Here is an 18,900-nt window from a genome sequence, read left to right as displayed (position 1 = left end):
CAGGGCGGCGAGGAGCGCAGGGACATGGAGGTCGTACGTGAGGTCCCGCCGCTCGTGGAGCTGCGCGGGGTGAGCAAGGTGTACCGGACGGGAGACGTGGAGGTGCGCGCGCTGCGAGGCGTGGACCTCGCCGTCCAACCGGGTGAGCTGGTCGCCATCATGGGGACGAGCGGCTCCGGCAAGTCGACGCTGATGAACATCCTCGGGTGCCTCGACAAGCCCACCGCGGGTGAGTACCTGCTGGACGGGCGCAACGTGGCGCGGTTGGACAGGGACGGGCTGGCGCGCGTGCGCAACCGCACGCTGGGCTTCGTCTTCCAGAGCTTCAACCTGCTCGCGCGCACCACCGCGCTGGAGAACGTGGAGCTACCGCTGCTGTATGCGGGCGTGCCCACGCGCGAGCGCCACCTGCGAGCCCGCGCCGCGCTGGAGCGGGTGGGGCTGGGCGAGCGGCTGGAGCACCACCCGAAGCAGCTCTCCGGCGGACAGCAGCAGCGCGTGGCCATTGCCCGCGCGCTGGTGGGCCGGCCGCGCCTCATCCTCGCGGACGAGCCCACCGGCAACCTCGACTCGCGCACCAGCGTGGAGGTGATGGCGCTCTTCCAGGAGTTGCAGCGCGAGGGGCTCACGCTGGTGGTGGTGACGCATGAGCCGGACATCGCCGCGTATGCCGGTCGCGTGGTGGTGGTGCGCGATGGCCGCATCGTCGCGGACCGGAAGCAGGCGCCCCAGGCCGCGGTGCCGCTCCCGGAAGAAGAGGAGGCGGTGTCGTGAATCTCCTCGAAACGCTTCGTCTCGCGGCACGGGCGCTCCTGCGCAGCAAGACGCGCTCGGTGCTCACCGCGCTGGGCATCATCATCGGCGTGGGTGCGGTCATCGCCATGGTGGCCATTGGCGACGGCGCGCGCGCCAGCGTGCAGAAGGTCTTCGACTCCATGGGGACCAACCTGCTCATCATCCTGCCCGGCTCGTCCAACGCGGGCGGCGCGCGCGGCGGCTTCGGCAGCCAGCCCACGCTGACGTGGGACGACCTGGCGGCCATCCGCACCGAGCTGCCCGCCGTGCGCGCGGCGGCCCCGGAGCTGCGCTCCAACACCCAGGTGTTCTCCGAGGACCAGAACTGGTCCACCACCGTGGTGGGCACCACACCGGACTTCTTCGAGGTGCGCAGCTGGACCATGGCCAAGGGCGCGGCCTTCACCGAGCCCGACAACGAGGCGGGCGCGAAGGTCGTCGTCCTGGGACAGACGGTGGTGGACAACCTGTACGGCGCGGGCGCCAACCCCGTGGGCCAGGTGGTGCGCATCAACAAGACGCCCTTCACCGTGGTGGGCGTGACGGCGCGCAAGGGCCAGTCCCCCATGGGGCAGGACTACGACAACACCGCCTTCATCCCCTCCACCAGCTTCCTGCGCTCGGTGCAGGCGCAGAGCCTGGGGGCGTACATCTCCGGCGTGGTCTTCGTGCAGGCGACGTCGTCCTCGCAGACGGAGCAGGCGCAGAGCGAGGTGACACAGTTGCTGCGCGAGCGGCACCGGCTGGCCGAGGGCGAGGCGGATGACTTCGACGTGCGCAGCCTGGCGGAGCTGGCCAGCGGTCAGCAGCAGAGCACCCAGACGCTGAGCCTGCTGCTGGCCTCCATCGCCGCGGTGTCGCTGGTGGTGGGCGGCATCGGCATCATGAACATCATGCTGGTGAGCGTCACCGAGCGGACGCGCGAGATTGGCGTGCGCGTGGCGCTGGGCGCGCGCCCCCGGGACATCCTGGCCCAGTTCCTGGTGGAGGCGCTCACGCTGTCCATGCTCGGCGGACTGCTGGGCGCGGCGGTGGGCGTGGGCGTGGCGAAGGTGCTGGCCGCGCAGTTCCAGTGGCCCATGCTGGTGCGCCCGGACGTCGTCGTGCTCGCGCTGGGCTTCAGCGCGCTGGTGGGCGTGGGCTTCGGCCTGTACCCGGCGCGCAAGGCCAGCCTTTTGGACCCCATCGATGCACTGAGGTACGAGTGATGCGGACGCTGGCCATGGTGGTGGTGCTGGGATGGAGCGCGGGTGCGCTGGCGGCGGAGCCCTCGCGGGTGCTCACGCTGGAGCAGGCGGAAGTCACCGCGCGCGAGCAGCAGCCGCAGTTGCGCTCGGCGCGGGCCGGCACGGACGCGGCGCGGGCCCGGGTGGACCAGGCGCGCTCGGGGTTCCTGCCGCAGGTGAGTGGGAATGCGAGCTACGACGTGGGGACGAACCGCGTGGGCACGTCCGGCGGAGTGGTGAGCGGCGGCACGGCGCGGCGCTTCAGCGCGGGCCTCAACGCCAATCAGCTCCTCTACGACTTCGGCCGCACGTCCGGACGGCTCACGGCGTCGCGCCGCTCCGCTGAGGCGCAGGAGGCGACGCAGGCCCAGACGCTGGAGGACGTGCTGCTCGACGTGCGCGCCTCCTACTTCGACGCGCTGACCCAGCGGGCGCTGCTGGACGTGGCGCGCGAGACGCTGGAGAGCGAAGAGAAGCGCTTGCGGCAGGTGACTGCCGCGGTGGAGGTGGGGAACCGGCCGGAAATCGACCTGCTCCAGCAGCGCACCGCGCGGGCGAACGCGCAGGTGCGCTTCATCCAGGCGCGCAACGCGGAGGCCACCGCGAAGGCGGTGCTCAACCAGGCGATGGGCGTGGAGGGCTCCACCGAATACACGGTGGAGGACGTGTCGGTGGCGCCCGTGGAGGGTGAGGACGCGGCGACCGACGTGCTGGTGGAGCGGGCCCTGGCGGCGCGCGGTGACGTGAAGGCGCGCGAGCTCCAGGTGCGTGCGCAGGAGGCGCAGGTGGGCGCGACGCGGAGCGACTTCTGGCCCAGCCTCGGCGCCACGGCGGGAGCCAACGACACGGGCACGGACCCGGCGGACGCGACGTGGAACGTGAGCGGTGGGCTGTCTCTGAGCTGGCCCCTCTTCGAAGGCGGCCGCACTCGCGCGGAGGTGCGCGAGCAGCGGGCGTTGCTCCGGGACACGCAGGCCCAGCAGGACGTGCTCCGGCAGCAGGTGCGGCTGGAGGTGGAGCAGGCGCGGCTGGCGGTGACGGCCTCGCGCGAGGCGCTCTCCGCGGCGGAAGAGGCCCTGGTGAATGCGCGCGAGCGACTGCGGCTGGCCGAGGGGCGCTACCAGGCGGGCGTGGGCAACATCATCGAACTGAGCGACGCGCAGGTGGAGTACACCAACGCCGCTGCCCAGCGCGTGCAGGCCACGTACGACCTGGCCACCGCGCGCGCCACGCTGGCCCGGGCGCTGGGAACCCAGCCCCACTCGGTGGTCGCCATGGTCCCTTGAGCAGGCGGGGCGATATGCAGGAGGCGTTCCGGCATTGAGGGGACGCTTCCTGCAAGGAGCCCTGATGTCCTTCTTCTCGCGCTTCGTCCTGGGTCTGTCCTTCGCTGTGAGTCTGTCCGGGTGCGCGCAGCACGCCGCACGCACGGAGGCCTTGGTGCCGATGCGGTTCGCGCAGGCGCTCCAGGTCCCCGTGCAGACGACGCTGGCCACCGCGCGCCAGGTGCTGGAGGAGAAGGGGTTCTCCCTGGAGGAGGCGCGGAACCCCGGGCAGCTCGTCACCACCTGGAAGGAGAAGCAGGGCCCCGAGGGCACCACCCGCGAGCGCTACCCGGCGAGCAGCTCGGCTCGCGCGAGGCGCCCACGGTGGTGGGGGACGTGGTGTGCCAGGCGGCAGGGGAGGGACTGTCCGTGACGCTCGCGCTACCACGAGCCTCCACCCCAGCGTGCGCGCTAGAGCGTGACGTGGAAGGTGCTGGTGGCGCAGGCCGCGTCGTGGCGGAGGAGCTCCACCCTCGCCAGGCGCGCGCCGGCCTGCTGGAAGGCGGAGGTGAGCAGGCCCCGGACGAAGTGCGGTGGCTCCGCGCGCAGGCCCGGGACGTGGGTGAACTCCGCCAGCGGGCGCACGAGGAGCTCCCAGCCCGTGTCCTCGCTTCGCGGCGTCACCAGGGCGTCGAGAACGTTGTTGGAGGAGCGGATGTTGCGCGACATGCGCAGCAGCATCCGCTCCGCGCCCACCACCTTCGCGAAGTCGTGCAGGGCGGCGCCCACCTTCGACTGCTGGACGCACTCCAGGAAGCGCTGGCCCAGGGCGTACTGCCCGGCCTCGGTGCCCGCGAGCAGGCGGATGGCTTCCGGCCACACCGCGAAGGGGTAGGCGGCGAGCAGCGGCCGGTGGGTGTTGAGTCCCAGTTGCTCCAGCGCGGCGAGCCTGGCCGGAGTCAGCGGGTCCGCCGCCGCCAGCAGTGCCTCCAGCGCATGTCCGAACACCACCGGCTCACGACCCACGGGCTGCGCCGTCACCGTTTCCATCCGCCACCTCTGTCGGCTCGGGAGCTGGGTGCACCCGCTGCGAGGCTCATGGATAGCAAGGCGTCTGTTTCAGTGCCTTGCCGTTGTGTTTCGGGAGATGTCGGCGTGCTCGCTCCAGAGTCGCCATCATCACCGTGTCAGGAGAACCGGGGGGCGGCGGAATCGCGGACGGCAGGCACGGGCCACTCCAGCAGGGCGCTCGTGCCGGTCCGCGCCTCGAAGCGGCGGATGAATTCCTTCAGCGGCTCGGCGGTGAACTGCTCGCGGGGAATCCCCGTGGCATGGATGGCGTGCTCGATGGCCTCGGAGGCGCCCTCCACTTCGAGGAGCAGGTCCATGCGTGGGAACTGCTCGAAGCGAAGGGTGGCATCGCCGAACACATACCAGGCGATCTCCCTCCTGAGGCACTCGCTCTCCGCGAAACCCGTGCGCTCGAGGATTTCCCGCAGCGGGGCTTCATCCTCCACCCGGGTGGTCAGCTCCTCTCGCACCTTGTATCCGTGCTCCAGGCGGGCGCCGCCCTTCCACGTCAACTCCGTCCAGCCGCCCGCCGGTGCCTCGTAGGTGCGGACCCGCAGCCGCCCGGCGCCTTCGTCTGGACATGCCTCGAGCCTGTAGTACCGGTCCACCATCGGTCCGGCGAAGCGCAGTCTTCCGCCTGCTTCCTCGACGCGCCTGCGGCGCAGCGGCAGGTCGTCCACGACGCTCTTGAGCTCCACCTCTTGCATGAGGGCATCTTGAGGAGCGCCGATGAGAACCGCATGGGGAAGGGATGAGAGAATTCTCATTCGCTGGCGCTTGCACGCGAAGCGCAAGCTGCGCCCTGCCAGTATCAGGGCGGATGAGACGCCGGCCTGACACGTTCACCGACTCCAGGGCAGCGCGGTGCGGGCCATGGGATGGATGGCGCGCGTCACGGAATGCAGCGACGCCCTCTGGCGGAGTGTCTGGCCTCCGTCGAATCCCACGCGAAGATGAAGCGGCGATGAAAAGTCTCTCAGAGAGACATTGGCTCGCGGACACGGCCCTCCCGCATCAGGCATGACTCGGAAGCCCCCCGCGCCTCGGAGCACGGATGCCCAGGTGTCGTCGGGGGCGAAAGGATGCCAGATGCCGAGCACGGTCGGAGGAGCCGCCCATCGCCCTGGGTGGCCATGGGGACTGGGGGCGACCCTGGGGCTCGTGCTCGTGCGGCTGCTCTACGCGGGGCAGGTGGAGCTGGCGCCGCAGGAGGCCTATTACTGGCAATACACGCGCCACCTGGACCTGTCCTATCTGGACCATCCTCCGATGTGCGCCTGGTGGATGGCGCTGTCCGTCCGGCTCCTGGGCGACTCGCAGCTCGCCCTGCGCCTGCCCGCCATCCTGTCCTCGGCCGCACTCGGGGGGGTCCTGTATTCGCTCGGCAAGCGGCTGTACTCGCCCGCGGCCGGGGTACTGGCGGCGATCGCCGCGAATGCCACGGTCCTCTTCGGCCTGGGAGCGGTGGTGATGACGCCGGATGTCCCGCTCGTGCTGTTCTGGGCCGCCGCGCTGCGCGTGCTCTGCGAGTTGGTGCTGCCCGATGGCCAGGGCCCCGGGCGTTTTGGATGGCGCTGGTATCTGCTGGGCGTGTTCTGTGGGGGCGGGCTGCTGTCGAAATACACCGCCGCGCTGCTGCCGCTCCAGGTGCTGGGGACGGCGCTGGTGACACGGCGGGGCCGTGAGGCCCTGCGCACCCCGCATCCCTACGCCGCGTGCCTCCTCATGCTCGCGGTGTTCTCACCGGTGCTGCTCTGGAACCAGGCGCATGACTGGGCGTCCTTCGCGTTCCAGACCACCGGTCGCGCCCGGACGGTGGATGGCTTCCATGGCTATCTCGTTGGCCGCTACGTGGGACTGCAGGCGCTGGCCGTGGGGCCGCTGCTCTACCTGGCGCTGCTGCTGACGGCGGGCGTCCTCGTGCGCCAGGCGTGGAGGGGAGATGCCCGCGCACGGCTGTTGGCATTCGCCAGCGTGCCAGGACTCGCCCTGTTCACCCTGATGAGCCCCCTGCACTGGGTGAAGATGAACTGGGTGGCCCCCGCGTACCTGGGCTTGATGGTGGCCGCCGCCGCGGGGGCGTGGGCGTTGCGCCAGCACCGGGCCGTGCGCGGCTACGCGGCGCTGAGCGTGGGCCTGGGCGCGGTGCTGATGACAGGCATGTATCTGATGCCGCTCTGCCCGTGGATTCCCTTTCGCGAGCGCGACAACCTGGTGAGCGGCTGGCGTGAGCTGGCCGAAGCCGTGCAACGGCACCGCGAGGCTGCCGGCACGCCCGCACCGCTGGTGGTGGGATGGGGCTACAAGACGGCGAGCGAGCTGGCCTACTACCTGCCCGACCGCCCGGAGACCCAGTCCGACTCCGCGCTGGGCGGCGACGGGCTGGCGTATGACTTCTGGCTGGACCGGGTGCGTCCCGGCGCGGACGCCCTCGTCGTCGCGGACCTGCGCCAGCCACTGCGCGACGCGGCGGTGCGGCTGGAGGCGCATTGCGCGGCGGTGCGCGAGCTGCCCCCTGTGACGGTGCACCGCGGCGACCGGCCGGTGACGACCTTCAAGATGTGGTCCTGTCAGGGCTGGCATGCCCGGCCGGAAGTGGCGGCGCGCCAGACGCTTCCGGCTTCGGGAGGCGCAAGGTGAAGCGGCTTTCGCCGTCGACCCGCGCGTAGTCGAGCGTCCCGCCATGTGCCTCGGCGAGGGTCCGCGACACCGCGAGCCCCAGGCCGGTGCCGTCGCCCTGCCGCGACGGGTCCGCCCGGGCGAAGCGCTGGAAGAGCCGGGCCTGGAAGGCGGCGTCCACACCCTCGCCGTCATCCCCCACGGTGACGTGGACGCCCGTGTCCGTCGCGTCCAGCTCCACGCGGATGCGCTCGCGGGCGTGGCGGCGTGCATTGGAGAGCAGGTTGTCCAGCACGTGGGTCAACAGGACCGGACTGCCCCGGACCTGCGTGGGGCCGCCCTTCAGCTCCAGCGTCAGGCTCCGGGATTGCGCCGCCAGGTGCTGCTCCGTGCGCTGGAGCGACAGCCGCGCCAGGGCGTACAGGTCCACGGGCTCCACGGTCATCACCTGGGTGCCGGCATCCGAGCGCGCCAGCTGGAGCAGCGCGTCCACCAGGTGGGTGAGCCGGCGGGTCTCATCGAGCACGATGGCCAACGTGTGGCGGTACTCCTCAGGCGTCCGCTCCCTGCGCAGGCTGACCTCCGTCTCGCCCAGGATGATGGTGAGCGGCGTGCGCAGCTCGTGCGCCGCGTCGGAGGTGAAGGCACGGATGCGTGCGAGCGACGCGCGGGCATCCGAGAGGAGCTCATTCAGGGTCGCTGCCAGCGTGTCCCACTCGTCCCCGGTTCCCCCGTCGGGAAGGCACAGGTCCAGCTCCGAGGCCCGCGCGGCGCGGACCCGGTCTCTTGCTTCACGCAGCGGTGCCAGCGCCTTGCGGGTCAGCGCGCCGCCAATCGCCCTGGACCCCAGCACCGCGAACGGCATGCTGAGGAGGATGGCGCCCAGGGCCTGCAGGGCTTCGTCGAAGATTCCCTCGTGCAGCCCCTGGCTGGGGTCCGCGGAGTGTTCGATGTACTCCCCGGTGGCCAGCACCGCCGTCACCAGCACACCGTAGAGGAGGGTGGTTCCCAGGACGGCGCCGACGAAGAAGGAGGTCAGCTGTTCGCGGAGCGTGCGCGGACGCCTCACGCGCGGCTCCGGAGCACGTAGCCCACGCCGCGCACGGTGTGGATGAGCCTGGTGGGAAAGGGCTTGTCCACCTTGGCCCGGAGATAGCGGATGTAGACCTCCACGACGTTGGAGAAGGTCTCGAAGTCGTGCTCCCACACGGCCTGCACGATGCGGGTCCGGGACAGGACCTCGCCCGCGTGCTCGAGCATGAATTGCAGGAGCGCGTACTCCCGGGTGGTCAGCGGAATCTCCACGCCGGCCCTGACCACCTTCCGGGTGGTGGGGTCCATGGTCAGGTCCTCGTGGCTCAGCAGTGGCGTGGCGCGGTTGTCGACGCGGCGGAGGATGGCGCGGATGCGCGCCAGCAGCTCCTCGAAGGCAAAGGGCTTGATGAGATAGTCGTCCGCGCCGGCATTGAGCGCGCTGATGCGGTCCGCGACCGCGTCCTTCGCGGTGAGCATGAGGATGGGCGTGGTGTCCTGCTTCGCACGCAGCGCCCGGAGCAGGTCCAGCCCGGACAGCCCCGGCAGCATCCAGTCCAGGATGATGAGCGCGAAGCGCTCGTGACGCATCATTTCCTGGGCCTGCGCGCCGTCCACGCTCTCGCGCACGCGGAAGCCCTCTTCCGTGAGGCCCCGTGAGATGAAGGCGCGGACCCGCAGTTCGTCTTCGACGATGAGGATGGACACGATGGGATTCCTAGCAACCAGGCCCGGGGGCACCGGGGTGGCCGTCCCGGGGGAATGACAACCGCAGGTGGGCTCCCCGCGGCGAGGGGAGGAACTCCGCGTGGGCCCGGTGGGCCTGGGCGACGAGGGCCACCAGGGACAGGCCGATTCCATGGCCCTGCTTCCCGGCGCGGGCGTTCGGCGTTCGGTAGAAGGGTTCGAAGACGCGCATCGAGTCCTCGGGCGCGATGCCCGGCCCCTCGTCGCGCACCTCGAGGAGCGTGGCTTCCCCGGTCTGCTGGAGGGACACGCGGACGCGCCCGCCGTTGGAGAACTTGAGCGCGTTCTCCACCACGTTGTCGACGAGCTGCCGCAGGAGATGGCCATCCCCTGGGATGATGCCCCGGGTAAGGGCTTCGACCTCGATGCGGCGCTGCTCGCCTTCGGGCAGGGCGCGCAAGACGTCCTCCACGATGTCCGACAGGCTCACCGGCTCGGAGAGCTCGAGCGCGCCCCGCGTCCCATCCGCCAGCACCAGCAGCCGCTCCACCAGCACCCCCAGCGACGTCACCGTCCGGAGCATCCGCTCCAGCGCCTGTGCGGTGTCCGTGGGCTGTGGGGTTTCCGCCTGGAGCTCCAGCTCCGCCCGCAGCGTGGTCAGGGGCGTGCGGAGCTCATGCGCGGCATTGGCGGCGAAGCGGCGCGACTGGTCCAGGGCTTCATGGAGGCGCGTGAGCAGGTCCACCAGCGCGGTGCGCACGGCGTTCACCTCGCTGTAGCGGGCCGGGGCATGGAGGGGGGCGGGGAGGGGACCGCCGGGCTCGATGCGCGAAAGCGCCTCGCTCAGCTCCGTGAGGGGCCGGGCCGCCCAGCGCGCCACGCGCCGGCTCACCCACAGGCTCAGCAGGGCCGAGCAGCCCGCGGCAATCAGCGCGGCCAGCGGGAGGGCGAGCCGCAAGAGGGGGATGCTTTCGAGTCGCTCCATCGCCACCGCCAGCCGCCCGTGGCCCGGCACGCCGCAAAGCCTCACACCCGACTCGCCCGGAAGCCGGGACCAATCACAGCCAACGTGGACGGGGACGCCGGGCGTGCCGCCCAGCCATTCGTTCCCCGAGAACAGGGCGATGTGGATGCCGAAGGCGGAGAGCTCCTTCTGCTCGTCATGGGCCGCGGCCGCCGCTTCCGCGGCTGTCATCCTGGCGGACTCCTCCACCAGGTCCACCGCCGCGTCCCGCAGGCGCCGGTCCTCGCCCGCCAGCAGCAGGCGGTAGGCAATCAGCCCGGTGGCTCCGGCCGTGAGCGCGCTGCCGGCCAGGGTGACCGCCAGCATGGCGCGCGTCAGCCTGTGCACCATCGACGCCCTGGGGCGCCCGCCGTCAGCCGCTTCCAAGGCCATACCCCTCGCCGCGCAGCGTGCGCACCACGTCCTCGCCCAGCTTGCGGCGGATCCTCCCGACCAGGACCTCCAGGCTGCTCGCGGCCCCGCTGGAGACCTCGCCCCAGACGGATTCCAGCAGCGCGTCCCGGCCCACGACGCGGTCTCCATGCGCGGCCAGCGTCTCCAGGATGGCCCACTCCCGCGCGGTGACGGGCACGGCACGGCCGGCGCGGAGCGCTTCCCTCCGGCCGAAGTCGAGCACCACGTCGCCCAGCTGGACGAGGACGGTGCTGGCCCGCTCCCTCCGCCGTCCAATGGCGCGCACCCGCGCCCGCAGCTCCGCGATGGCGAAGGGCTTGCCCAGGAAGTCGTCCGCGCCCGCGTCCAGCCCCTCCACCCGCTCGGCCACGCGGTTGTGGGCGGTGAGGATGAGGATGGGCGTCTGGACGCCGTCCGCGCGCAGCTCCCGGCAGAGCGAGAGCCCGGAGCCATCCGGTAGCCCGATGTCGAGCACGATGACGTCCACCGCGTCCAGGAGCGCCTGCCGCGCCTGTTCCACGTCGCCGGCCTGCCGGACGACATGGCCGTCGCGCTCCAGCGCCTGAGCGACGAGGGCGCGCAGTTCCTGGTGGTCATCGACGACGAGGACTCGCATGGCGGGCTTCCCGGCCAGAGCTATACCACTGGCGGGAAGGCTCCTGCCGGGGGGCTCCCGGCGCCGTTCAGCCGCCGTTCAACCTCGGCTGGCAGGGTCGCCGCATGCCTTCGCGGTGCAGGCTTCGAAGACCCGATGTTCGCCTGATGATGCTCACGTGGCTGCTGTTGGCCACGGCCTGTGCCACCTCGCCCTACGACCGGGCGTGGGTGTCCTCGGAGCTCGCGGCGCGTGCCGCCCCCCTGGGCCCCGGCGCGGATGGGGCCCCCTCCCTGCCGCCAGGCCTCGCGGACGCGGCGACCCTGGATGAAGGCACGGCCGTCGCCGTCGCCCTCTGGAACAGCGCCGCGCTCCAGGCGGACATGGCACAGCTCGGCGTCTCGCGGGCCGACCTGGCCGAGGCCGGAGCGCTTCCCAATCCCACGTTCTCCCTGCTGCTGCCCGTGGGCCCCCGGACCATCGAGTCCTCGCTGCTGCTCCCGCTGTTCGCTCTCTGGCAGCGCCCGGCCCGCGTCGCCGCAGCGAAGGCGCAGGTGGAGCAGGTTGCTCGCGGACTCGTGCAGAACGGCCTGGATGTCGCCAGGGATGTCCGCGTCGCCCACGCGGACTGGGTGCTCGCGGAAGGGCGGCGCGGGGCGTTGGAGGAGCTCGCGGGCCTGTGGTCACGGACGCTGGAGCTGGCCGAGGCGCGCCTGGCCGCAGGGGATGCCAGCCGCATGGAGGTGGCCGCGCTGCGTGCGGAGAAGCTGCTGGCGGAGGACGCCTCCCGGCGCTCGCGCACGGAGGTGCTGCTGGCCCGAGAGCGGTTGCGGCTCCTGATGGGCGTGGTCCAGAGCCCCCTGTTCGCGCAGGCCCTCCCCAGGGAGTCCCCCCGCGAGTCGCGCGCCCTGCGTCCGCTCCCCGACCTCATCCAGTTGGCGCAGGCCGCCCGGCCCGACGTGCTCGCCACGGAGCTGGGCATCCAGGCGGCGGGGAGCCGGCTGGGCTGGGAGCAGGCGCGCATCGTCAACCTGCTCGCGCGGCTGGACGTGAAGCCGTCGACGTCCGCGAACGGCTCGCCCCAGGCGCTGTGGGTCCCGGGCGTGCAGCTGGACGTTCCCATCTTCAACTGGAACCCCGGTGGCGTCGGCCGCGCGGAGGCGGAGCTGATGCGCGCCTCCGCCCGCTACGTGCTGCTGCGGCAGCAGGTCGCGAACGAGGTCCTCGTGGCCCGGGAGCGCGTGCTCCAGGCGTCCACGTCGCTCGCGGCCTTCCAGGCGGACATCCTCCCCGCGTTGACGGCCGCGAGCGACGGCGCGCGGAAGGCCTTCGATGCCGGAGATGCGCCGTTCGTGTGGGTGCTGGATGCCCTGCGCCGGCTGGCCGACGCCCGGCTCCGCGCCCTTGACCTCGAAGCGGACCTGCGCCGCGCGCTCGCCCAACTGGACCGCGGTCTGGGCAAACAGGGAGTGGCTCATGAATAGGTTTGTCCGGCTCGTCGCTGTCGCCGGTTTCGTCGCTCCGTCGCTGTCCTGCCGGGAGCAGAAGCCCGCGGCGCCGCCACCCGCGGCGGCGGTGAGCTCCCACGTGGCAGAGGCTTCGCTGGCGACGGTGACGCTCCAGCCCCAGGCGGAAGCCAGGCTGGCCCTGCGCGTCCAGCCGGTGCTGAAGCGCAGTGCGGCGCGGCGGCAGTTGCTGGGCGGCGAGGTCGTGGTGCCGTCCGGCAATGCCCTGGTGGTGACCGCGCCCGTGGCGGGCGGCGTCGTGGCGGAGGGCGCCACCGCGCTGCGTCCCGGGGCCACGGTGAAGCGGGGCGACGTGCTGCTGCGGCTGGTGCCGCTCGCCACCGTGGACCGGGACCTCCATGCCCAGGCCCGCAGGGCGGTGGACGCGGCCAGTGCCCGCGACGAGGCCGCGGCGGGACGGCTCGCCCGCACGCAACGGCTCCTCGAGGATGGCGCGGGCACGGAGCGGGCCGTCGAGGAGGCCCGGGCCGAGCGCGCCGTCGCCGGGTCGGAGCTGGAGGCCGCGCGCAAGCGGCTGGAGCTGGTGGGCCGCTCACCGCTGGAGTCGGACGTCAGCATGCGCATCCTCGCGCCGCGAGATGGCGTCCTGCGCCAGGTGTCGGTCGCGCCCGGACAGTCCGTCACCGCGGGAGCCCCCCTCTTCGAGGTCGTGGGAGTCACCGCGAACTGGGTGCGCGTGCCCCTCTTCGTCGACGAGGTCCACCGCGTGAAGCCGGACGCGCCCGTGCGCGTGCACGCGCTCCTGTCCGGCCAGGACGAGGGCGTGGAAGCGCTGCCGGTGATGGGACCGCCCAGCGCGGACCCGGTCTCCGCCACGGTGGACCGGTTCTACGAATTGCCCACGTCCGCGCGCTTCGCGCCGGGCCAGCGCGTCGGAGTGTCGCTGCGCTTCGACGCGGAAGACGAGCTCCTCGCCGTGCCGGCGTCCGCCGTCGTCTACGACGCGCTGGGCGGGGCCTGGGTCTACGTGCGGGAGGCGGAGCACGTCTACGCCCGCAACCGCGTGGACGTCGTGCGCCTGGAGGGCACGGACCTGCTGCTCGGGCGGGGCCCACGGGAGGGCACCCCCGTGGTGGCGGTGGGCGCGGCGGAGCTGTTCGGCACGGAGTTCGGCGCGGGCCACTGAGGAAGACCTGATTCCAACATGCACAAGCTCATCTCCGCCTGCCTCCACTTCCGACTCATCCCCATCGCCGCGGCGGTCCTGCTGCTCATCCTCGGCTACGCGAGCCTTCGTGGCATGCCGCTGGATGTCTTCCCCGAGTTCGCGCCGCCGCTGGTGGAGATCCAGACGGAGGTCCCCGGCCTCTCCAGCCTGGAGGTGGAGAAGCTCGTCACCACGCCCCTGGAGAACGGCCTCGCGGGCGTGCCCGCGCTGAAGACGCTGCGCTCCAAGTCCGTGCTGGGCCTGTCGTCCGTGGTGCTCATCTTCGAGCGGGGCTCGGACCTGTTCCGGGCGCGGCAGTTGGTGCAGGAGCGGCTGGCGCGCCTGGCGCCCACGCTGCCCTCCGTGGCGCGCCCACCGGTGATGCTCTCCCCCGTGTCGGCGACGAGCCGGGTCCTCAAGGTGGGCCTGCGCTCCGACACGCTGGACCGGATGGCGCTGTCGGACGTGGCGCGGTGGACCCTCCGCCCCCGGTTGATGGGCATACCGGGCGTGGCGAACGTCGCCATCTGGGGACAGCGGGACCGCCAGTTCCAGGTGAAGGTGGACCCCGAGCGGCTGCGCGCCGCGAACGTCACCCTGGATGACGTCCTCCGCGCCGCGCGCGATGCGAGCCTTCCGTCCTCGGGTGGCTTCATCGACACGCCCAACCAGCGACTGGCGGTCAGCCTGCCGGGCTCCACCACGCTGGCGGCGCTGGAGGAGGTGCCCGTGGCCTTCCGCAACGGAGCGTCCATCCGGCTGGCGGACGTGGCCACGGTGCGGGAAGGACATCCACCGCCCATCGGCGAGGGCATCGTCGACGACACGGCCGGCATCCTGCTCATCATCGAGAAGCAGCCCTGGGGCAACACCCTGGAGGTCACCGAACAGGTGGAGGCCGCGCTCGAACAACTGCGTCCGGCACTCCAGGGCGTCACCGTGGTGCCCGGCATCTTCCGGCCGGCGACCTTCATCGAGACCGCGGTGGGCAACCTCCGGCATGCCGTGCTGCTTGGCTGCGTCATGGTCATCGTCGTCCTCTTCGCCTTCCTCCAGGACGTGCGGACGGCGGCCATCAGCCTCGTGGCGATTCCGCTGTCCCTGGTGGGCGCCATCGTCGCGCTGCGGCTGGTGGGGGCCACCCTGGACACCATGGTGCTCGCCGGGCTCGTGCTGGCACTGGGCGAGGTGGTGGACGATGCCATCATCGACGTGGAGAACGTGCAGCGGCGCCTGGCGGAGAACCGGGCGCTGGGCCATCCCCGCTCCGCCTTCCAGGTGGTGCTCGACGCGTCGCTCGAGGTCCGCAGCGCCGTCGTCTATGCGACTGTCATCGTCGTCCTCGTCTTCCTGCCGGTGTTCCTGCTGGAGGGGGTGAGCGGCGCCTTCTTCCGTCCGCTCGCGGTGGCCTACGTGCTGGCGGTGGGCGCCTCCATGGCGGTCGCGCTCACGCTGACGCCGGTGCTGTGCCTCCTGTTCCTGGCGGGGAAGGGCGAGGCGCGGACGCCCCGGCTGGGCGGCTGGCTGCGCGAGCGCGTCCGCCCGCTCGTGGCCTGGATGATGGAGCGGCCCCGGGTGGCGGTCCGGAGCGTCCTCGCCGTGCTGCTGGGGGGAGGCATCCTGGCGGCGATGCTGGGCGAGGGCTTCCTGCCCCACTTCCAGGAGTCCGACTTCCTCATGCACTGGGTGGCGAAGCCGGGAACGTCCGGCGACGCGGTGCTGCGCACGGCCCTGCGGGCCAGCGAGGAGCTGCGGGCCATCCCGGGTGTCCGTCACTTCGGCGCGCACATCGGCCGGGCGGAGGTGGCCGACGAGGTGGTGGGCCCCAACTTCGCGGAGCTGTGGATCAGCCTGGACGCCGTGGACGACTACCCGGCCACCGTCCAGCGCATCCACGAGGTGGTGGAGGGCTACCCCGGCCTCTACCGCGACGTGCAGACGTACCTCCAGGAGCGCATCAAGGAGGTGCTCAGCGGCGCCAGCGGCTCCATCGTGGTGCGCGCCTCGGGGCCCGACCTGGACACGCTGCGCACGAAGGCGCGCGATATCGAAGCGAAGCTCCGGGACATTCCCGGCGTGGTGAACCTCAAGGTGGAGCCGCAGGTGCTGGTGCCGCAGCTCCAGGTGCGGCTCGAACCGGAGGCGGGACGCCGGCTGGGACTGACGCCGGGAGACGTGCAGCGGGCAGTGGCCACGCTGCTGCAAGGCACGAAGGTGGGTGAGGTCTACCGCGACGAGCGCACCCTGGACGTCGTCGTGTGGGGCGAGGATTCCCTGCGCCAGGACGTGGCCGCGGTGAGGGCGCTGCGCCTGCTGGCCCCTTCGGGCATGCCCTACCGGCTGGGCGACGTGGCGCGGGTGGAGATTGCGTCCGTGCCCAACATCATCCAGCACGAGGGCGCTTCGCGCCGGCTGGACATCACCTGCGACGCCCGGGACCGTGCGCTGGGCGCGGTGGTCACCGACATCCGGGCCGCGCTTTCTGGCCTGGACTGGCCCACCGGCCACCACGCGGAGGTCCTGGGCGAGTACGCGGAACGCGAGAGCGCGCGGGCGCGGCTGCTGGGCTTCTCCGTCCTCGCGGTGCTGGGCATCGCCCTGGTGCTCTACCTGGACTTCCAGTCGGGCCGGCTCGTGGCCTTCACCCTGGGGACGCTGCCCTTCGCGCTGGTGGGCGGGGTGGTGGGCGTGCTGCTCACCGGCGGGGTCGTCTCCCTGGGCTCACTCGTGGGTTTCGTCACCGTGCTGGGCGTCGCCGCGCGCAACGGCATCCTCCTGGTGAGCCACTACCGCCACCTGGAGGCCAGCGAGGGCGTCCCGTTCGGAAGCGAGCTCGTCCTGCGCGGAACGCTGGAGCGGCTCCAGCCCATGGCGATGACGACGCTGACGACGGCCCTGGCGCTGGTCCCGCTGGTGGCGGGGGGCCTGAAGCCCGGGCAGGAGATTGAACACCCGATGGCCGTCGTCATCCTCGGGGGGCTGTTCTCCTCCGCCGTGCTCAACGTGCTGCTCGTCCCCTCCCTGTACCTGCGCTTCGGGAGGGGAGCCGCCAGCGGCGCTAGAGCTGGACCTTGAAGCCGGCGATGAGCGTGCGGGGCGCGTTGGGGCGCGCGCCGTACGGACGGCGGCCGACGATGACGGCCTCGTCCAGGATGTTGCGAGCGCTCACGTAGAGCTGCCCCCAGCGGGTGATGTTCCAGTTGGCATTCACGTCGAATGTCAGCAGGGCGCCCGTCTTCAGGCCCTCGGGAATCTCTCCCTGGCCCGCCTCCTCGCGCATGCTGCCCAGGAAGGTGGAGCTGACGAAGGCGCCCCAGCGCGCGCCCTCCACGCCAATGGAGGCGAAGAGCTGGTGGTGGGGCACGTATGGCAGTTCGTCCCCCGCCATCACGTTGCCGAACTGCGGGTCCGACGAGCGGAAGTCCTCCAGCAGCTTCGTGCGGGTGAACGTGTACGCCACCGTCAGCGGGAAGGTGAGGCCGCCGCCCGGACGGAAGGTCTTCTCCGCGAAGGCCTCCAGGCCGTAGATGTGCGCCGCACCCGCGTCCACCTGGCGGTCCAGGTTCTCGTTGAGGCAGCCATTGGAGAAGGTGCAGACGTCGGTGAGGTTGGAGTAGTCGTTGAAGAAGCCCACCACCTCGAAGCGCTCACCGCGCCGCGACCAGCGTGCGCCGGCCTCGTAGTTGACGCTCTTCTCCGGGCCCACGGCCTCGGGCTGGCCCGGCGCGGGCGGGGAGAAGCCCCGGTAGGCACCGGCGAACAGTCCCAGCGCGGGGTTGAGCGCGCCATAGACGCCCAGGCCCGGCATCAGCGCCTCCAGCGACCCGTTCTGGGTGGTGCCCTCCATCTTGTCCACGGACTTGGAGCGGATGACCTCCAGGCGCACGCCCGGCGTCACCACCAGCGGACCCCAGGCGATGGCGTCCGTCGCGTGCAGCGCGAGCGCGTGCGTGGAGTCCTTGTTGTCGGCGGTGACCTCGGTGGTGCCGCCCTCGGCGACCAGCTCGCCGCCCACCATGAGGTAGCCGTCCTGCGTGTGGCGGCGGTTGATGCTGTCGTAGTGGTAGCGCACGCCGAACTCGGCGTTGTGCGACAGCGGGCCGGTCTTCATCGTCCAGCGGGCGACGCTCTGGATGCCCTGGTTGACGAAGACGCGGTGGTTGGGCCCGATGAGGATGGTCTCTCCCGGCGTGGACGAGTCCAGCTCCCCGGTGAGCACGCCGTAGTAGATGGCGTTGCGCGCGCTCGTGGGGTCCGCGAGCACGTCGGAGATGGACACGCCCCGGAAGCTGTTCACCTTGCGCCAGGTGCGGTCCAGGTCCTGGCGGTACAGCGACGTCGTCACCGCGATGTCGTGCCCCTCCAGCACGTGGCTGAGCACCGCCTGGGTGCGGTGCCACTGCATGTGGTCGAACTCGCTGGCCTTGTAGCGGCGCAGCGGGTTCGCCGCGAAGTCCGCGTCCGACAGGCCCAGGTACGTCTCGTTGGAGCCCTCGTCGGAGTAGCCCAGCTTGAGCTGGAGCGTCTGGCGCAGCTCACCCTCCGGCACCAGCCGGTAGCGCGCCTTGGCCATCCACTCGTTGCGGTGGAAGCCGGTGGAGTTGTCGCTGTTGTCGATGTCCTTGAACCCGTTGCTGCGCAGGTGGATGCCCTCGATGAGGAAGCCCGCGCGCTCGGTGCTGGCGCCGAAGAAGCCGTGCGCCTTGCCGTAGAGGTACTGGCCACCCGCGACGTCCAGGCCGAACGACTCCTGCGCGGGGACGTCCCGGGTGATGAGGTCCACCGAGCCGCCCACCGTCTGCGGGCCCTGCTGCACGGAGGAGGGGCCCTTGAGCACGCGCACCGACTGCATGCGGGTCATCAGGGGGAAGTAGTACGCGGCGGGCGCGGAGTACGGCGCAGGCCCGAAGAGGATGCCGTCCTCCAGCAGGGTGACCTTCTTGCTGCGGTCCGGGTTGACGCCGCGCAGGCCCAGGTTGGGCCGCAGGCCGAAGCCGTCCTCGCCACGGCCGTACACGCCCGGCACGGACTGGAGGATGGCCTGGGGGTCGTCCAGTTCGTAGCGCTGGAGCTTCTCCGGCTTGAGGATGTGGATGGAGCCGCTCGTCTTCGCCTCGGACGTGCCCACCACGACGCTCTCGAAGCGGCGGTTGTCGGCGGGCGGCGTCCCGTCGAGGGGCGCGTCGGCCGGAGCGGCTCCCGCCACGGCGGGCTCCATCCTCGCGGGCTCTGACGGCGTGGGGCTGGTGACGGGGGCGGAGACGGCCGGCTCCGCGGCGGTGGCCGGCTCGGGCGCGGGCTCCGCGGCCGGGGGCTCGGACGCGGCCGGGGGCGGTGCCAGCGGAGCCTCGGCCGGTGCCGGGGAGGCCTCCTGCGGTGTCGGCGGCGTCTGGGCCGGGGCCGACGAGGAGACAACGAAGGAAACCACGGCGACTGCCCAGGTCGGTGCACCCATGAGGACGAAGACTCCCGGAGGAACGTGCGAAGAGATGCGGCGGTCGACCGTACCGGCGGAGGAGT

The 18,900-nt window shown here is 71.8% G+C and carries 15 protein-coding genes; 8 read left to right on the top strand and 7 right to left on the bottom strand.

What is annotated here, in order from left to right:
• Nucleotides 1–24 precede the first annotated feature (24 nt).
• The 4 genes from OV427_RS19220 to OV427_RS19205 all read left to right on the top strand — a co-directional run bounded on the left by OV427_RS19220 (nt 25) and on the right by OV427_RS19205 (nt 3,719).
• Entirely contained in the window at nt 25–774 is a 750-nt protein-coding gene (locus OV427_RS19220; protein WP_267863445.1) for an ABC transporter ATP-binding protein, read from the top strand.
• Nucleotides 771–2,003, top strand: coding sequence for an ABC transporter permease (locus tag OV427_RS19215; RefSeq protein WP_267857579.1), 1,233 nt, complete (start codon nt 771–773; stop codon nt 2,001–2,003). The genes OV427_RS19220 and OV427_RS19215 overlap by 4 nt, the downstream gene beginning before the upstream one ends.
• Nucleotides 2,003–3,307, top strand: coding sequence for a TolC family protein (locus tag OV427_RS19210; protein ID WP_267857578.1), 1,305 nt, complete (start codon nt 2,003–2,005; stop codon nt 3,305–3,307). The genes OV427_RS19215 and OV427_RS19210 overlap by 1 nt, the downstream gene beginning before the upstream one ends.
• Nucleotides 3,308–3,371: 64 nt before the next feature.
• A complete protein-coding gene (locus tag OV427_RS19205; RefSeq protein WP_267857577.1) occupies nt 3,372–3,719 on the top strand; it encodes a hypothetical protein in 348 nt (115 codons plus the stop codon).
• Between the two features lie 38 nt (nt 3,720–3,757).
• Here OV427_RS19205 and OV427_RS19200 read toward each other — a convergent pair whose 3' ends face one another.
• Both OV427_RS19200 and OV427_RS19195 read right to left on the bottom strand, forming a co-directional pair.
• On the bottom strand, nt 3,758–4,336 hold the full coding sequence (locus tag OV427_RS19200) for a DUF2378 family protein (RefSeq protein ID WP_267857576.1): 579 nt from the start codon (nt 4,334–4,336) through the stop codon (nt 3,758–3,760).
• Between the two features lie 137 nt (nt 4,337–4,473).
• A complete protein-coding gene (locus tag OV427_RS19195) occupies nt 4,474–5,064 on the bottom strand; it encodes a hypothetical protein (protein ID WP_267857575.1) in 591 nt (196 codons plus the stop codon).
• A gap of 382 nt (nt 5,065–5,446) precedes the next feature.
• Here OV427_RS19195 and OV427_RS19190 point away from each other — a divergent pair, with 382 nt between their 5' ends.
• Nucleotides 5,447–6,997, top strand: a complete 1,551-nt coding sequence (locus OV427_RS19190; protein ID WP_267857574.1) for a glycosyltransferase family 39 protein — start codon at nt 5,447–5,449, stop codon at nt 6,995–6,997.
• Here the strand turns inward: OV427_RS19190 and OV427_RS19185 are convergent.
• From OV427_RS19185 to OV427_RS19170, 4 genes are read right to left on the bottom strand one after another with little or no spacing between them, the layout of a single operon-like run.
• Nucleotides 6,912–8,045 carry a sensor histidine kinase gene (locus OV427_RS19185; RefSeq protein ID WP_267857573.1) on the bottom strand — a complete coding sequence of 378 codons (1,134 nt, stop codon included), beginning with the start codon at nt 8,043–8,045 and terminating at the stop codon, nt 6,912–6,914. The genes OV427_RS19190 and OV427_RS19185 overlap by 86 nt on opposite strands.
• Nucleotides 8,042–8,716, bottom strand: coding sequence for a response regulator transcription factor (locus tag OV427_RS19180; RefSeq protein ID WP_267857572.1), 675 nt, complete (start codon nt 8,714–8,716; stop codon nt 8,042–8,044). The genes OV427_RS19185 and OV427_RS19180 overlap by 4 nt, the downstream gene beginning before the upstream one ends.
• A gap of 10 nt (nt 8,717–8,726) precedes the next feature.
• On the bottom strand, nt 8,727–10,025 hold the full coding sequence (locus OV427_RS19175; protein ID WP_267857571.1) for a sensor histidine kinase: 1,299 nt from the start codon (nt 10,023–10,025) through the stop codon (nt 8,727–8,729).
• Between the two features lie 46 nt (nt 10,026–10,071).
• Complete coding sequence (locus OV427_RS19170) at nt 10,072–10,728, bottom strand: response regulator transcription factor (RefSeq protein WP_267857570.1); 657 nt, start codon at nt 10,726–10,728, stop codon at nt 10,072–10,074.
• Between the two features lie 146 nt (nt 10,729–10,874).
• Between OV427_RS19170 and OV427_RS19165 the strand changes: the two genes are divergently transcribed.
• Genes OV427_RS19165 through OV427_RS19155 form a run of 3 tightly spaced genes read left to right on the top strand, consistent with a single transcriptional unit; the run spans nt 10,875 to nt 16,455 of the window.
• Nucleotides 10,875–12,191, top strand: a complete 1,317-nt coding sequence (locus OV427_RS19165; RefSeq protein WP_267857569.1) for a TolC family protein — start codon at nt 10,875–10,877, stop codon at nt 12,189–12,191.
• Nucleotides 12,184–13,359, top strand: a complete 1,176-nt coding sequence (locus OV427_RS19160; RefSeq protein ID WP_267857568.1) for an efflux RND transporter periplasmic adaptor subunit — start codon at nt 12,184–12,186, stop codon at nt 13,357–13,359. Before OV427_RS19165 ends, OV427_RS19160 begins: the two co-directional genes overlap by 8 nt.
• 18 nt (nt 13,360–13,377) lie before the next feature.
• The gene (locus tag OV427_RS19155; protein WP_267857567.1) at nt 13,378–16,455 is read left to right on the top strand and encodes an efflux RND transporter permease subunit; all 3,078 of its coding nucleotides are present in this window, start codon (nt 13,378–13,380) and stop codon (nt 16,453–16,455) included.
• Here OV427_RS19155 and OV427_RS19150 read toward each other — a convergent pair.
• Nucleotides 16,439–18,835 (bottom strand): TonB-dependent receptor family protein, encoded by a 2,397-nt coding sequence (locus OV427_RS19150; protein ID WP_324289970.1) that lies wholly within the window; start codon nt 18,833–18,835, stop codon nt 16,439–16,441. The genes OV427_RS19155 and OV427_RS19150 overlap by 17 nt on opposite strands.
• Nucleotides 18,836–18,900: the final 65 nt, after the last annotated feature.

Origin of the sequence: Pyxidicoccus sp. MSG2, assembly GCF_026626705.1 — a bacterium.
GTDB lineage: Bacteria > Myxococcota > Myxococcia > Myxococcales > Myxococcaceae > Myxococcus.
This window is presented reverse-complemented; position numbering and strand designations above follow the sequence as displayed.